The following is a 16161-nucleotide window of genomic DNA, read 5'->3' as shown; positions in this document are numbered from 1 at the left end:
GATGGACAGAATGAAAATTGAAGCAGTTATTTTTGATTGGGCAGGGACAACAGTTGATTACGGATGTTTTGCACCACTAGAAGTATTCATGGAGATTTTTCATAAACGGGGTGTAGCAATTACAGCAGAAGAAGCTCGTAAGCCAATGGGGTTATTAAAAATAGATCATGTAAGGGCACTTACTGAGGTGCCTCGTATTGCGAGTGAGTGGAATCGTGTTTTCCGACAATTACCAACAGAAGCAGACATTCAGGAGATGTATGAAGAATTTGAAGAGATTCTCTTCGCTATTTTACCGCGCTATGCTTCGCCGATTAATGGAGTAAAAGAAGTGATTGCTTCTTTACGTGAAAGAGGAATTAAAATTGGTTCAACGACTGGTTATACGAGAGAAATGATGGATATTGTAGCAAAGGAAGCAGCGTTACAAGGATATAAACCTGATTTTCTTGTTACGCCAGATGATGTTCCAGCAGGCCGTCCATATCCATGGATGTGCTATAAAAATGCAATGGAACTTGGTGTGTATCCGATGAACCATATGATAAAAGTTGGGGACACAGTATCAGATATGAAAGAAGGTAGAAATGCTGGAATGTGGACAGTTGGTGTAATTCTTGGCAGTAGCGAGCTCGGTTTAACGGAAGAAGAAGTGGAGAAGATGGATTCGGTAGAACTTCGTGAAAAAATAGAAGTAGTTCGCAATCGTTTCGTTGAAAATGGGGCGCACTTTACGATAGAAACGATGCAGGAACTCGAAAGCGTAATGGAACATATCGAGAAACAAGAACTTATTATTTCATAAAAGGGGAATAGGATCATGACTGAAAATCACTACTTATTATTAACACCAGGACCATTAACGACAACAAAATCAGTAAAAGAAGTTATGCTATACGATTGGTGTACGTGGGATGATGAATATAATACGATGGTGCAAGAAGTAAGAGCTAAACTTGTATCGTTAGCGACGAAGGAAGAAGAGAAATATACAACAGTGTTAATGCAAGGAAGCGGTACGTTTTCAGTTGAAGCAGTAATTGGTTCTGTTATTCCGGCAAATGGGAAAATTCTCGTTTGTACAAATGGTGCGTACGGTAAGCGCATTGTGCAAATGGCAGAGATGTTACAGATTGATGTAGTGGTCAGTCAAACAGAAGAGTGGGAACCTACTAATATTGTAGAAGTAGAGAAGTTATTGCAAGAAGATAAAGAGATTACGCATATTGCAGTTGTTCATTGCGAAACGACGACAGGCATTATAAATCCAATTGTAGATGTATGTAAATTAGGAAAACAGTATGGAAAGGTTACAATTGTTGATGCGATGAGTAGTTTCGGCGGGATTGAAATAGACATTGCTGATTTACAAATTGATTTTTTAATTAGTAGTGCGAATAAGTGTATTCAAGGGGTTCCTGGATTCGGATTTGTAATCGCAAAACGTGATGAATTATTGAAGTGTAAAGGGCAAGGACGCTCTTTATCTCTTGATTTATATGATCAATGGGAAACGATGGAAAAACAAAATGGGAAATGGCGTTTTACTTCACCTACACATGTTGTACATGCTTTTTATCAAGCACTACTTGAACTAGAAAAAGAGGGAGGAGTAAGAGCGCGTTACAATCGATATTACAACAATCAAAAACTACTAGTAAATAGAATGGGAGAAATCGGATTTAAGCCACTAGTAGATGAGGAATACCAATCTCCTATTATTACATCTTTCATTTATCCAAAAGAGGGATTCGAGTTTCAACAGTTATATAACGAATTAAAGCGTTATGGATTTGTTATTTACCCTGGGAAAATTTCGAAAGTAGATACGTTCCGCATTGGAAATATCGGTGATGTACATGAACAAGATATTAATCGCTTAGTTGATAGTATTGCTAAAGGAGCTGTTATTGGGTGAAAGTGTTTTGCTTAGGTGGAGCAGGTAAAATTTGTCGCGAAGCTATTTTGGATTTAGTTCAATTTTCATCTTTTGAGACAATTACAGTAGCTGATTTTAACGAGGTAGAGGGCCGTAAAGTAGTAGAATGGCTCAACGACCCTCGTGTTGATTTTGTAAAAGTAGATGTAACGGATCACGAGGATACGGTTGCAAAAATGATTGGTTATGACATTGTAATGGACGGTACGACGATAAAGTTAAACAGATTGTCGACCCGCTGTATTGCAGAAGCAGGATGTCACGGTGTGAACTTAAATGGATTTGGTGAAGAAAATGAATCGCATGCTATATTTGTTGAAAATGAAAAGATATGTTTACCTGGATTTGGCATGACGCCGGGTGTAACGCAAATGATGGCAATGCATGCAGCAAATCAATTGGATACTGTAGAGTCTGTCCGTGTAAGTCACGGTTCGTATCGTCCGATTGCTTTTTCTGCATCAATTACAGAGACAACGACATATGAATATGATCCATATTTACCATCGCGTACAGTGTATGAAGATGGTGAATTTAAGCAAGTACCTCCGTTTGCGCGTCCGAGAGAAATAGAATTGCCAGAGCCTTATGGTAAGGCAACGCAGTATATCATTCCGCATTCTGAAACGATTACGCTAGCAAAGGCATTAGAAAATAAAGGTGTCAAACTGATAGAGACGAGAGGAACTTGGCCACAGCAAAATATGCAACTTGTACGTGCTTTATATGATTACGGCATATTGCGTAATGATCAGATTGAAATAAACGGGAAAGAAATAGGCATTATGGATTGTATTTCACAGTATTTATTGCAATCGAAAGAAGGGCAAGAAACAGAGCTTTATGGTTATGCACTTCATGTAGAAGTAATAGGTATGAAAAATAATGAGAAGCAAAGACATGTGTTATATCATACACATCCGTTATCTGATGGTTCTGTTGTAGGATGGGAAAAATTAAGAGCGTATACGAGAAACGTCGGTATTCCATTTGGGATTGCTGCAGAGTTAATTGCAAATGGAAATGTAAATAGGGTGGGTGTTGTTACGCCTGAAGAAGCCTTTGAAAATCCACAATTGATTTTTGATGAGCTAGCAAAGCGCGGTATTCATATTCATGAAGAAGTTTCTACTTATAAAGAAAATTATAGCTTTGTATAAGTAAGGACGTTTATAAGGGAGATATAAATGAGGTGAAGCTATGTCTGTAGTAGGAGAAGAAAGAAAGCGAACCATTCTTGAAAAGGTAGAATTTAAAGGGAAAGTAAAGGTTTCAGAATTAGCGAGAGAATTTGCTGTATCAACAGAAACGATTCGTCGATATTTAGAAGAATTAGATCGTGAAAAGAAGCTGAAAAAAGTGTATGGTGGAGCTGTTCAACTTCCAGGCGCTGGAGTAGAGGCACCAATGTTAGAAAGAGAAATGCTACATATAGAAGAGAAGAAAAGAATTGGTTATAAAGCAGCGACATTTGTAGAAGACGGTGATGTCATTGCAATTGATGATGGAAGTACACCGCTTCAAATGGTTCCATACCTTGTTCATCGTAAAAACTTAACGATTGTAACAAGTTCATTTCCAGTCGCAACACAATTAATTTCTTCTATTAATAAAAAGATGTTTCACGGTGAAGTTTTGTTTATAGGTGGAAAAGTATCTCCAAAGCATTCGCGTGTATCAGGGTCTATTTCTCAGCAAGTCATACAGCAATTTCATTTTCATAAAGCGTTCGTTTCGATTGATGGGTTATTACCTAGTTTTGGAGTTTCCAGCTTTGAATTAGAGAAAGCGAAATTGTCAGAGGCGATGATGAAATTAGCTGAGAAAACATATATTTTATGTGATCATACGAAGGTAGGCGTGAAAGGGAATTATCGTATAGCAGCAATTTCGCGTATTCAACACGTAATTTGTGATAAAAAAATGCCATATAGCTTTGAAGAAGAACTTAAGAAGCATAATATACAGTGGACAGTTTGTTAAATACAGTGAAAGCACATAAACTCCCGCCTAATTTTTAGGAGGGAGTTTTATTATCTGTAAATCGTAAAATAAAAGATTTGCAGTTATGCAAAAAGTGGACACATTTTCTCACCTCTTTCATATAATTTACCAATACAAAAAAAGTTGGTCGAAGGAAAGAAGGGAGAACATGTCAGAACGAATATATAATAAACTTGTATTGTACGCGAATATTTTGCAAAAAATCGGTGTCATCAATGAGAAGGAAAAAAGTGAAATTCTTCATACGATAGGTAAAAAAGCCCTTTGAATAAAGGGCTTTTTTATTTTTTATCTTTAAAAATATAAATTTAATGTAATATTCTCATTGACAATGATAATGATATTCATTATCATTTATTTGTGGATAATTGATAATACTTATCAATTGTAAAGATTATATATGATAGGGGATATTATTTTGAAAAAAAATTACATGAAGGCGCTAGTAGTAGCGACAACATTAGCAATTCCATTTGCTACGTACTCTACTCCAGCATTAGCGGCATTAAAAGTTGAAGCAAATCAATCGGTAGCAGCAGCGAGTGATCGCACGTATGATACTGAGATTAAAATATATAAGGACCAAAAAGATGAGCCATCTATGGTTTCTCAATATATAAAAGATCCTAAAGTAACGATTGCAGCTGGCAAAAAAATTGTCACTGTAACAATGCAAGATAGTGATTATTTTCAATATCTTAGAATAGAAGATAGAAACCAGCCTGGTGTATTTCATGATGTGAAGGTTTTGTCAGAAGATAAGAGGAAGAATGGAACGAAAGTAGTTCAATTTGAAATTGGTGAGTTTGAGAAGAAGCACAATATGCAAATGCATATACTTATTCCAGCTATTGGATATGATCACAAATATCAAGTTCAATTTGAAATTAAAGATCCAACTGTAGGTAACAAAGAAACAGAGAAACCAGATGATAACTCTAATTCAGGCAATACGGAAACGGATAATCCAGTTGATAATCAAAATATGATAACAGATAACAAATTAAGAGAACTTGTGAATAAAAAAGTATTTAATAGAAAAGATTTAAATACACCAATTACGAAAGAAGAGTTATTACAAGTAAAGGATTTGTTTTTAAATACGAATGAGATACTTGATTATAGTGCATTAAAATATATGCCAAATTTAAAATCTTTAACAGTTGCGAATGCGAAGATAAAAGATCCGTCGTTCTTTGCGAACTTAAAGCAATTAAGTCATTTAGCTTTGCGTGGTAATGAATTTTCAGATGTAACGCCACTTGTTAAGATGGATAATTTAGAATCTCTTGATTTAAGTAATAATAAAATTACAAACGTTGCACCACTAACTGAAATGAAAAATGTAAAAAGTTTATTTCTATCAGGCAACCAAATAGAAGATGTAACAGCATTAGCGAAAATGGAACAACTAGATTACTTGAATTTAGCAAATAATAAAATTACGAACGTTGCTCCATTAAGCGCTTTGAAAAATGTAACATACTTAACTTTAGCAGGTAATCAAATTGAAGATATTAAAGCGTTATATTCATTACCTTTAACAGACTTAGTATTAACACGTAATAAAGTTAAAGATTTATCCGGCATTGAGCAAATGAAGCAATTAGAAGAATTGTGGATCGGGAAAAATGAAATAAAAGATGTTACTCCTCTAAGTAAGATGACACAGTTAAAACAATTACACTTACCTAACAATGAGTTAAAGGATATTACGCCATTATCAAGTTTAGTAAACTTACAAAAGCTTGATTTAGAAGCGAATTATATTTCAGACTTATCACCAGTTAGTAATTTGAAAAAATTAGTATTTCTAAGTTTTGTTGCAAATGAAATCCGTGATGTCCGACCAGTTATAGAACTAAGTAAGACGGCTTATATTAATGTCCAAAATCAAAAAGTATTTTTAGAGGAAACAGAAGTAAATAAAGAAGTAAAAGTACCTATATATGAAAAAGATGGTGAGGTTTCTACGAAAATCCGTCTGAAGAGCGATAACGGTACGTATAGTAATGGTGTAGTGAAATGGAGTACACCAGGTGAGAAAATATATGAATTTGGTGTGAAAGATCCATTCGCGGATACAGGAATTTTCTTTACAGGGTCTGTTATTCAAAATGTAGTAGAAAGTAAAGACGGTAATACGTCTAAAGAAGATGAGAAAACAGAAGTGGTAGAATTTAAAGATGTACCAAAGGGACATTGGTCAGAAGAAGCAATTAATTACTTAGCGAAAGAAAAATTATTTATAGGCTATGGAAATGGTGAATTTGGATTTGGTGATAACATTACTCGTGGACAAGTAGCTCTTCTAATACAAAGGTATTTAAAATTAGAAAATAATCTAGTACCAAAAACGGCATTTACAGATACGAAAGGAAATATGTATGAAACGGCTATTGATGCAGTGGTTCAAGCTGGAATTATGACAGGCTATGGAAATGGTATGTTCCGTCCAGATGGAGTATTAACTCGATATGAAATGTCAGTAGTATTACAAAGAGTATTTCAGTTAAAAGAAAATGAAAATAGTGCAGAGAATTTTAAAGATATACCAAATGACCATTGGGCGAAAGGATATGTGAAAGCTTTAGTGGATAATAAAATATCAAAAGGCGATGGGGAAGGGAATTTTTTAGGAGATAATTTCGTAACACGTGAACAATATGCACAGTTTTTATATAATGCAATAAAGAAATGAAGTGAAACTTTAATCAGTGGGGGTTTTGTTCATTCCCCACTGATTATTAGCCCTCACTAATCGGGCTGCCCGTTAATGCGGAATAAAAAATGAGGAAAATACGCTATTCTTTAATTAAAGAGTAGCGTATTTTTATGTACAAAATGAAATAGGAAATAGATAGGAGTATAGACATATGAATAGCCTATTTTAAAGAAGAACCACGAAACTATATTGACAAAAAAGCGTTCTCATGTGATAATTCAATTAATTTTTAGAATAATCAAAAAATATTCCTTTTACATAGAAAGGATTCGAACCTTATATGAATATTATGCCGGGGGTGACGAAATGTTATTTTTTCTGAAGAAATGGAATGAATTAAAAGATGTGAAATCTGAATTGGCACTTCGTGATTGGTTTTATGGTACCAAAATTAGCTTATCGCTATGTACGTCAAAAGAGCCGTTAACATTCTTAGTAAATGTTGAAGGAAGAGATAAAGGGCTATTTTCGGAAGAAGATTTTATTGTCGTAAATTGCATGTGCGAGTCAGTATTTGAAAATGAAGAAAAACCAGCTGCAGAGTCATTTATGCATGCGGATATTTATAAAAAAAGTAGTGCAGGATGTATTTTACAAGTGCAGACTGTAGATAGTCATTTAATATCAGAGTTATATGGGGAAGAAGGAGAAGTAACGTTCGATAAACGCAGTGTGGAGCGTGTTTTCGGAAAAGAAGGTATAACAGAAATGACAATTCCAATTGTAGAAGATGAAAAAAAATTCGCTGATTTATTAGAAAGGAATGTTCCGAATTTCATTGAAGGTGGAGGAGTAGTTCTTGTTCATAATTACGGCATGATTGTGTGGGGAAAAACGCCAGAAGAGGCGAAAAAATGGCTAGAGGGTATAGAATATTTAATGAACTATCATGTAAAGTTATTAATGATTAAGGGGGCAAGGAGCTCTGTTATATAAAAATGGATGTGATATAGCTACAAGTTAATAAATAAATGAAAGCGTTTTAAAAATAATTTCACTCATAAAATATAGGTCTCCTTATTATATATAGATTACATGTTGACATGTAAGGAGGAACATATTTTGCGAGTTAAATATCATTTTCTGCCAAAGCAGCAAGTAACATTTTGCAAAATAAATGATTCTGGTGAAGAGGCACTGCAAATGATGAACGAAACGGGATTTCGAGCCATCCCGGTATTAGCAGAAGATGAGAAGAAATTCACGGGGATTATTTATAAAGTAGATTTATTAGAAAAAAAATGCAATAGCGGATTAGAGCATGTAAGTGCAGGGGATATGCTCGACGATTCCAATGCATTTATTTTTGAAAAGGATTCCTTCTTCAGAGCCTTTTATGTAATTCGTCGGCTTCCGTTTTTAGCCGTGCTAAATGATTATAATGAATTTGTCGGTATGTTAACGCATTCGAATATATTTGATGTTATTGAAGATTCATTTGGTATGCGAACAGGTGGTTATATATTAACAATTGCAACACAAGATTGTAAGGGAACGATTAAAGAGCTTGGGACATTGTTAAAAGCATATAATATCGGTGGCCTATTTACGCTAGATAACGGTGATCAATATATCCGCCGCGTTATTGTAAATATATCAGATGAGTTAGATGAAACAAAATTAAAGCAATTAATCGGAAAAATAGAGAAAAAAGGATTCAGAGTGAGTCACGTAGATTATATTTAAGTTAAAAAGAAAAGTACCTATCTGTTATATATAGATAGGTACTTTTTTGTCCCACTATTTGTGGGTAGTAAAATCCACGCCTCAAAATTTGGTGAAAGCAAAGAAGTTAGGTGGGCGGGTGTTACCTGTAAAAGCCCAATTGGTGAGGGCTGATTATATGTGAGTAATGAACTTTATTTTGAAACAGGAGGCGGGGATAATGCTAGATCAGATAAGAAAATAAAGTCTGCATGCTCACGAATTTTAGGGATAGAAGTTTCAATAACGCGTGATGTAATTTCACCTGGGGGGCCCACATGCCCGATAGCTACCATAATAGGTTTTTCTTGAATTTTTTTGATGAGTAATTGGGCTTGTTTTGAAATATGTCCTGCTGTATACACATCATCAAAAAATAGTTGGTTTTCAATAATAGGAACTCCTAATTCTTTTCCGATTTTTGGGACGACACTATTAGGATTCGTTTTACTATCTAAGTAAAATAAACCGTGTTTTTTACAAGCAGCAAGTATAAGGCGAACAATTCTTTCATCCGCTGTTACTTTTGACCCCATATGATTGTTCATTCCAATTGCATGCGGTACTTCTTGAATGGCTTGTTCAAGTCGGTTGTTTATTTCTTCATCGCTTAAATCAGTTGTAATTGCTTTCGGCCCAAGCCATTCTTTTTTACCTTTTATAGGTTCCATTGGCATATGTATAATAACTTCATGGCCTTTCTTATGGGCAGCTATTGCGTCTTCTTTTGTGGAAGGAAGAAAAGGCATAACAGCAACAGTGAGTGGAATGGGAAGTGATAACATTTGATTAGTCCCCTTCATATTATTACCGAAATCATCAATGACAATAGCAACTTTATTCGTATGAGCATTTGCTTGAATAGGAAATAAGAAAGACGGTAAAAACAAAACAATGATGAATAATGCAATCGTATATTTTCGCATATAAATATTTCCTTTCTATTGTTATCCTGCTATTTGTGGGTAGTAAGACTCCCACCTCAACATTGGGCTGGATAGGTGGGAGATTCACTGCCTACCCGATTGGTGAATGCTAATTATCAGTGGGGGCTGAACAAAAAAACACTGATTAAAGTTTCACTTTATCAATCATCATTATGTTTTGCTTTTTTATATAAATTAAACAAAAAATGTCGAAGAAAAGTAGGTGGAAAATTAAGAATCCCCGGTTTACGTAGAATTTATAAAAAAAGAAGATGAAAAAAATGTCTATTATTGCGAATGTATTTACAAAGATAGAATAATTTGTAATAATTCTCAAAGTGAGGGTAAAGATTTGTAAATTACAGGGAGAAAATGTTAAATTTTCTGATTCTTCAAATTTGCATATGATTAAGTAGTTAAAAAAAGTCAATGGAGAAGTGAAGTTAAGAGCATGGAAGTATAATAAGGGGGATATGGATGTTTACTGTAAAAAGGAAGTACACATTAGAAAAGCTTTCACGTGATATTCATATGAAACGTGAAGAAATGATTCAACTAGGATTAACAAGTGGGCTAAATAGTAGGGAGACAATTCAAGTTAGTCAAGAATTGGACAAGCTTATTTTACAATATCAATGTTATAAAGAAAAACAAACACCGAAATGGTTTTCAATTATAAAAATACCTATTTTCCAAATCGGGTATGAAGGAAAATCAAATAATTTTTGGCGAATGCTTGTGGCTGGTTTTATGAAATAAGTATAATTACCCTTATAGGATAAGGATAATTATACTATGTGTAACGGAATTTCGATATGAACTGTCGTTCCTTCATTTTCTGTACTGTCGATAAAAATATGCCCATTATACATCTCTACAATTCGTTTACATATGACAAGTCCAAGACCTGTTCCAGTATCTTTATTAGTAAAGAACGGATGAAAGAGGTGTTTTTGAATATGTTGCGGAATCCCTTTTCCAGTATCTGTAATATGCAGTTGTGCGTGTGTTTCATTGTTTTTTACTACAATGGTTAGTGTATCATTAGAAGTCATGGCCTCAATTGCATTTTTGGTAATGTTTAAAACCACTTGTTTCATATGGTCTTTCGAACAACGGATATGAACAGGATGGTCTGGCAAATGTAAATGGAATACAATGTTATGTAAATTCGCCTCAGATTGAATAATTAATGCTACCTCATTTAGAATTGTTCTTACATCATATGTTTGTTCGATGATGGCGGTTGGCTTTCCTAGAATAAGAAATTCACTTACAATTTCATTGATTCGCTCTATTTCTTGTTCAATTACGGAAAAGTAGAACTGATCTTGTTCATCTTTATATTTCTCTTTTAATAGAGCGACGAGTCCTTTAATTCCAGTAAGAGGATTACGGATTTCGTGTGCTGTACTCGCTGCAAAAGTTCCAACTAATTCAATTTTCTGTAGTTCATTTTGTTGTCTTTCAAGTTTTGTTTGACGTTTTAACAACATATATTGAGCAAGCAAAAATAAAATAGACATTAAAAATAAAGTAGCTATACACTCTATTGCAACCCACTGGTATAAGGTTTTTTGATGAATGGGTAATGGAGAAACAGAGACCTTCCAATTTAATCTTTGGAGTGGGGTAGTAAGCATATTAGAATGCGTATCACTTGTGTCGTTATTATCATCGGTTAGAAAAACTACATCATGTTTATCAGTTACCTCAAAATGGTATTGTGGTTTAATGGCATTTAAAGAAGAGGAAATGTAATCAAAGCGTAAACTAGCTAATAATAATCCTGAGAGCTCCTTCTGTTTATTAAATATGGGGGCAGCAATCATAATAGCTTTATGTCCAAGAACGCGATCAGTAATGACTGATGATACAGTGGTTTTTTTAGTTTGGAGCGCGTCTTGAATATATTTACGGTCTGAAACATCTATAGGCTTTGATTCATCTTCAGATGCGATTGTAATGACTCCTTCTGGTGTAGCGTAATATAGACCAGAAAAGCGTGCATCGTTTCCATCTGTATCATGTACAATTTGTTTAATGCCATTTATATTACCAGTCTCGGTGCCTACAACTTTTGCAAGCATGTTTAAAGCAGAAATTGCTTCACCAAGATGATGATCCAAATAATCTCTATATAAAAAGAGAACTGTATGAGCAGATAATTTGTTTTCCTGTTTCATTTTATATGTATGATACGAATAAAATGTAGCACCAATCCCTATTGTCGGTAGGATAACAAGCAATATATATATAATTATGCTTTGGAATTTGACTTTCAAATGTGGTACTCCTTCTTTTTTTATTATCATTATATATAAACTATGTTAAAATTGTCATGTTTTTATTCAAGAATGATTTTTAATATATTAGGGGAGAGGAAATGGATGAGTGAATGCTCATTCGGAATTCACATGAAGTATGAAGTGGTATTTTCTTTTTATTGCTGAGAATTTAAGTGAAGGGTTGAAAGTTGTATGACATCAAATAATGAACGAGAAGATATTTCTCAATCTTTAAAAGTATTTATTGCATTATCTCGTGTACATCGTTCTGTTATGGATACTACAAATAAATCTATACAAAGTAACGGGTTAAATCCAACTGAATTTGCTGTATTAGAACTGCTATATCATAAAGGCGGTCAACCACTCCAGCAAATTGGTGAGCGCATTTTAATAGCTAGTGGCAGCATTACATATGTTGTAGATAAGTTGGAGAAAAAGGGATTAGTAAAGAGAATCCCATGTCCGAATGACAGACGTGTTATTTACGCGCAATTAACTGAGTCTGGCGAGAACTTTATTGCTTCTATTTTTCCGGGGCATGAGAAAGTTATACATCAGTCTTTTGAAATGTTAACGAAAGATGAAAAAGATGAATTACTTGATTTATTAAAAAAAATTGGGAAGTATGAAAAATAATATGTTCCAAAGGAGCTTTGGATAAATAAATCCAAGGCTTTTTTATTTGTAATGAACTCATGGCAGTCACTGCCGAAATTTGTTGAAAATTAAGAGGGGATTCGAGAATACGTATTGAATTATAATAAAGGTATGTAATGGAGAGGAGGCTCGTTCATGTCATTTAAAGACTATGAATATAAACGCCCAAATATTGAAGAGTTAAAAGAGAAATTTACTGTTGCTTTAGAGAAGTTTGATAACGCAAAAACTGTAGAAGAACAAAAACAAGTCATTCATTCAATTAATGAGATTCGCAACGATTTTGGTACAATGGGAAACCTTTGTTACATTCGCCATTCTGTTGATACGACGGATACTTTTTATAAGGAGGAGCAGGATTTCTTTGATGAATTCTCTCCAGTTGTACAAGGATATGGTACAAAATATTATAAGGCACTCATTAATTCTCCATTTCGTGAAGAATTAGAGGCGTATTATGGAAAACAATTATTTGCTCTAGCAGAATGTGATTTAAAAACATATTCAGATGAAGTCGTGAAAGATTTACAATTAGAAAATAAATTATCATCGCAATATACACAGTTATTAGCATCTGCAAAAATTGACTTTGCTGGAGAAGAAAGAACGTTATCGCAACTGATTCCGTTTATGCAAGGAAAAGAAAGAAGCGAACGTAAAGCAGCAAGTGAAGCATACTACGGATTTTTAGCTGGAAATGAGGAAGAACTAGATCGTATTTATGATGAGCTTGTTAAAGTGAGAACGAAAATCGCAAAATCTTTAGGTTTCAAAAACTTTGTTGAACTTGGATATGCAAGAATGTACCGTACAGATTATAATGCGGAGATGGTGGCTAATTACCGTCAGCAAGTGCTAGATTATATCGTTCCCGTTACAACGGAATTAAGAAAGCGACAACAAGCACGTATCGGTGTAGAGAAGTTAGCTTATTACGACGAAAACTTTGAGTTTGCTACAGGTAACCCAACTCCAAAAGGAGATGCGGATTGGATTGTTGATCATGGAAAGACAATGTATAAAGAGTTATCGATTGAAACAGATGAATTTTTCAATTTCATGCTAGATAATGATTTATTAGATTTAGTTGCGAAAAAAGGAAAAGCTGGTGGCGGATATTGTACATATATTGAGAATTATAAAGCGCCATTTATTTTCTCAAACTTCAATGGAACATCTGGTGACATTGATGTATTAACACATGAAGCAGGTCATGCTTTCCAAGTATATGAAAGTCGTAAATTTGAAATTCCAGAATATAATTGGCCAACATATGAGGCATGTGAAATCCACTCTATGAGTATGGAATTCTTTACATGGCCATGGATGAAGCTATTCTTTGAAGAAGATGCAGATAAATATTACTTCTCTCACTTAAGTTCAGCACTTCTGTTTTTACCTTATGGTGTATCTGTTGATGAATATCAACATTATGTATATGAAAATCCTGAAGCATCACCTGAAGAGCGTAAGACAGCATGGCGTAACATAGAGAAGAAATATTTACCACATCGTGATTATGAGGATAATGATTATTTAGAGCGCGGTGGTTTTTGGCAACGTCAAGGGCATATTTATAGCTCACCGTTCTATTATATTGATTACACGCTTGCTCAAATTTGTGCGCTACAATTTTGGAAACGTGCAAGAGATAATAGACAAGAGGCTTGGGAAGATTATGTGAATCTGTGCCAACAAGGTGGAAGTAAATCGTTCTTAGAATTAGTAGAAGTTGCAAATTTAACATCACCATTTGCTGAAGGCTGTGTGAAAAGTGTTATTACAGAAATTGAAGCATGGTTACATGCGATTGACGACACAAAATTGTAAAAAACATGCGCTTTTTTTCACATGTTTAACATCGACATAATGGGAAAATGATGAGATAATAAAAGAAAATTCAGAATACTAAAGAGGTGTTTCTAATAAGGAGCACCTCTTTTCACAAACAAAAGGGGGGAACAAGTATGCTTCAATCTAATATGGATGTAAGTTTAGAAAGTTTAGTAAACTCATTACAGTCTACTCGAAGCACGCTATTATCAGAAATTGAAATGTTAAATGACACAGAAGTGAATGTAAAGCCACGCCGTGATAAATGGAGCATTATTCAAATTTTACACCACTTGCATTTAGTTGAACAATCTGTCACGTCTGCCCTTGTATATGCTTTACAAAAAAAGGAAAGAAACATGACTCCATTTAAAGACCTCCAACTTACGCTTGATCGCACACATAAACGAGAAGCTCCTCAGCAAATGCAACCAACAGAAACTTTAATGAAAAAACAGCAAGGAATTCAATTGCTAGAACATTCACGCCAAGAACTATTACACGCGCTTCATAGTGTTATAGATGAAAAAGATTTATTTGAAAATGGATTAAAGCATCCTGTTTTTAATGATCTGAATTTGTATCAATGGGTTCAATTTCTTGATTTGCATGAACAAAGACATCTTACGCAGTTAAAAGAGGCGAAACATGCAATTTTGCAACGCTAAAGTGGAAGAAGTGGGAAACCACTTCTTTTTTGATACGTGCATAGTTTTCTTTCTTATTTTGGAATACTACATGGAGAAAGAAAAGAAGGAGTTGAAAAAACATGTCTAAGAAGAAGCGAGAAGAAGAGCGCGCCTGGAAAGCACGTAAAGAAAATCAACAACCGCACGGAAAAGTGAAAGCTTTTGCTGAATTAGTTGAAGGAACAGAAAAAACGTGATGAGTATTTCATCACGTTTTTTGTATGAGTGGAAAAGTTAATAAAAAGGTTGTACCGATTCCTTTTTCACTTATAATATCAATTTTTCCATTCATAGCTTGAACAACACTGAATACGACCATCATTCCAAGTCCAGTACCTTTTTCTTTCGTTGAATAAAAAGGAGAGCCAAGACGTTTTACTTGTTCTGAATCCATACCGATTCCTGTATCTTTTATATATAACTGAATATGCTTATGATCAGGAACTAATGTGAAATAAAGATCACCGCCTTTTGGCATAGCCTCAATGCAATTTTTTAAAATATTTAATAAACATTGATTTAGTTTTTGCTTTTCACCAGCGATAAAAAAAGAAGTGCTTTGCTTTATATAATGAGTACGTACATTTGTTAAATTAGTAAGCGGTGTAATTAACGACAATGCATGTAGTAATTCTTCTTCTAACTGTAATGTTTGTTCTTTTTCAATGCTTGGTTTAGCAAAGGTTAAATAATCTGTAAGAACATGATTTGCTTGTTCGATGCCGTTAATGGCAATGTCGATATACAATTTTCGTTCCTGCTCAGTACAGGTATCTGATTGTAACAGTTGTAAAAAACCTTTCGTTGAAGTTAATGGATTGCGAATTTCATGAGAGATAGACGCTGCCATTTCACCAATTAAATGAAACTTTTCAGCATTTATAAGTTCGTTTTGGAGACGAACTTGAGTTTGTAATATGTGCAGTAAATATAAAATTAGAATCGTACCAAGCATTGAACATAACTCATACACAATAATATGCAGTATATAATCAGTCTTATTTGTAACCTTTGAAAGGAAGAAGGGTATCCAACTAAATCCGTATGTGAGACTGTAGATAATAGCAAGTGTTATTTTTATACGATTAGAAGTTTGATTAAAAAATTTATATGTTAATAGTAGAACAATAAATAGAAGAACAGAACCGATAAGAGATGGGAAAACACCTACCCCACCTAATAATAAGCGATATATGTTTAATACAACTAAGATAGAACCACCAGCAATAGGCCCTCCCGTTAATGTACCGACAATTAATACAATATGGCGCATATCAAATTGAAAACCATTATTTGTTTTTGCTGCAAATGTAATACAGAGTACGGTAGCAAGGCAACAGAGTACAATGAATATAGCTGAATTTAATTTAGGAGAGCGTTTCCCTTTTTGATT

General features: G+C 34.2%; 15 protein-coding genes. 12 read left to right on the top strand and 3 right to left on the bottom strand.

Annotation, left to right across the window (positions count from 1 at the left end; genetic code table 11):
- The first annotated feature begins 10 nt into the window (after positions 1–10).
- From phnX to cbpA, 7 genes are all read left to right on the top strand, one after another.
- The gene (phnX, locus tag ACQGSG_RS09240; RefSeq protein WP_098604726.1) at positions 11–805 is read left to right on the top strand and encodes a phosphonoacetaldehyde hydrolase; all 795 of its coding nucleotides are present in this window, start codon (positions 11–13) and stop codon (positions 803–805) included.
- 15 nt (positions 806–820) lie between these two features.
- Positions 821–1918, top strand: coding sequence for a 2-aminoethylphosphonate--pyruvate transaminase (gene phnW, locus ACQGSG_RS09235; protein WP_000138230.1), 1098 nt, complete (start codon positions 821–823; stop codon positions 1916–1918).
- Positions 1915–3099 (top strand): saccharopine dehydrogenase family protein, encoded by a 1185-nt coding sequence (locus tag ACQGSG_RS09230; RefSeq protein ID WP_000862174.1) that lies wholly within the window; start codon positions 1915–1917, stop codon positions 3097–3099. The genes phnW and ACQGSG_RS09230 overlap by 4 nt, the downstream gene beginning before the upstream one ends.
- Before the next feature lie 40 nt (positions 3100–3139).
- Positions 3140–3922, top strand: a complete 783-nt coding sequence (locus ACQGSG_RS09225; protein WP_000117667.1) for a DeoR/GlpR family DNA-binding transcription regulator — start codon at positions 3140–3142, stop codon at positions 3920–3922.
- 421 nt (positions 3923–4343) lie between these two features.
- A complete protein-coding gene (locus tag ACQGSG_RS09220) occupies positions 4344–6644 on the top strand; it encodes an NEAT domain-containing leucine-rich repeat protein (RefSeq protein ID WP_002060989.1) in 2301 nt (766 codons plus the stop codon).
- A gap of 330 nt (positions 6645–6974) precedes the next feature.
- Complete coding sequence (locus ACQGSG_RS09215; RefSeq protein ID WP_000896005.1) at positions 6975–7604, top strand: class II aldolase/adducin family protein; 630 nt, start codon at positions 6975–6977, stop codon at positions 7602–7604.
- 126 nt (positions 7605–7730) lie between these two features.
- Positions 7731–8354: a cyclic di-AMP binding protein CbpA gene (gene cbpA / locus ACQGSG_RS09210; RefSeq protein WP_001264207.1), complete on the top strand. Its 624-nt coding sequence runs from the start codon at positions 7731–7733 to the stop codon at positions 8352–8354.
- 173 nt (positions 8355–8527) lie between these two features.
- On the opposite strand, the gene ACQGSG_RS09205 is transcribed toward cbpA, so the two are convergent.
- On the bottom strand, positions 8528–9298 hold the full coding sequence (locus ACQGSG_RS09205; RefSeq protein ID WP_001234107.1) for a divergent polysaccharide deacetylase family protein: 771 nt from the start codon (positions 9296–9298) through the stop codon (positions 8528–8530).
- Between the two features lie 477 nt (positions 9299–9775).
- Here ACQGSG_RS09205 and ACQGSG_RS09200 point away from each other — a divergent pair, with 477 nt between their 5' ends.
- On the top strand, positions 9776–10057 hold the full coding sequence (locus ACQGSG_RS09200) for an aspartyl-phosphate phosphatase Spo0E family protein (protein WP_000495536.1): 282 nt from the start codon (positions 9776–9778) through the stop codon (positions 10055–10057).
- A gap of 29 nt (positions 10058–10086) precedes the next feature.
- Here ACQGSG_RS09200 and ACQGSG_RS09195 read toward each other — a convergent pair whose 3' ends face one another.
- On the bottom strand, positions 10087–11583 hold the full coding sequence (locus tag ACQGSG_RS09195) for a DUF3149 domain-containing protein (RefSeq protein ID WP_325843007.1): 1497 nt from the start codon (positions 11581–11583) through the stop codon (positions 10087–10089).
- A 195-nt stretch (positions 11584–11778) separates the two neighbouring features.
- On the opposite strand from ACQGSG_RS09195, the gene ACQGSG_RS09190 reads away from it, so the two are divergent.
- The 4 genes from ACQGSG_RS09190 to ACQGSG_RS09175 all read left to right on the top strand — a co-directional run bounded on the left by ACQGSG_RS09190 (position 11779) and on the right by ACQGSG_RS09175 (position 14965).
- Positions 11779–12225 carry a MarR family winged helix-turn-helix transcriptional regulator gene (locus tag ACQGSG_RS09190; protein WP_000203336.1) on the top strand — a complete coding sequence of 149 codons (447 nt, stop codon included), beginning with the start codon at positions 11779–11781 and terminating at the stop codon, positions 12223–12225.
- A gap of 156 nt (positions 12226–12381) precedes the next feature.
- On the top strand, positions 12382–14076 hold the full coding sequence (locus ACQGSG_RS09185; protein ID WP_048568823.1) for a M3 family oligoendopeptidase: 1695 nt from the start codon (positions 12382–12384) through the stop codon (positions 14074–14076).
- A 137-nt stretch (positions 14077–14213) separates the two neighbouring features.
- Positions 14214–14747, top strand: coding sequence for a DinB family protein (locus ACQGSG_RS09180; protein WP_000941970.1), 534 nt, complete (start codon positions 14214–14216; stop codon positions 14745–14747).
- A 101-nt stretch (positions 14748–14848) separates the two neighbouring features.
- Entirely contained in the window at positions 14849–14965 is a 117-nt protein-coding gene (locus ACQGSG_RS09175) for a DUF6254 family protein (protein WP_000038355.1), read from the top strand.
- Between the two features lie 11 nt (positions 14966–14976).
- Here ACQGSG_RS09175 and ACQGSG_RS09170 read toward each other — a convergent pair.
- Positions 14977–16161: ATP-binding protein (locus ACQGSG_RS09170; RefSeq protein ID WP_426947241.1), on the bottom strand; the 1185-nt coding region annotated here is incomplete at its 5' end.

It is taken from the genome of Bacillus sp. GMa5/1 (assembly GCF_050172015.1).
GTDB classification, from domain to species: Bacteria; Bacillota; Bacilli; order Bacillales; family Bacillaceae_G; genus Bacillus_A; species Bacillus_A cereus.
Note: the sequence above shows the minus strand (reverse complement) of the source record. Positions and strands in the feature narration are given on the sequence as shown.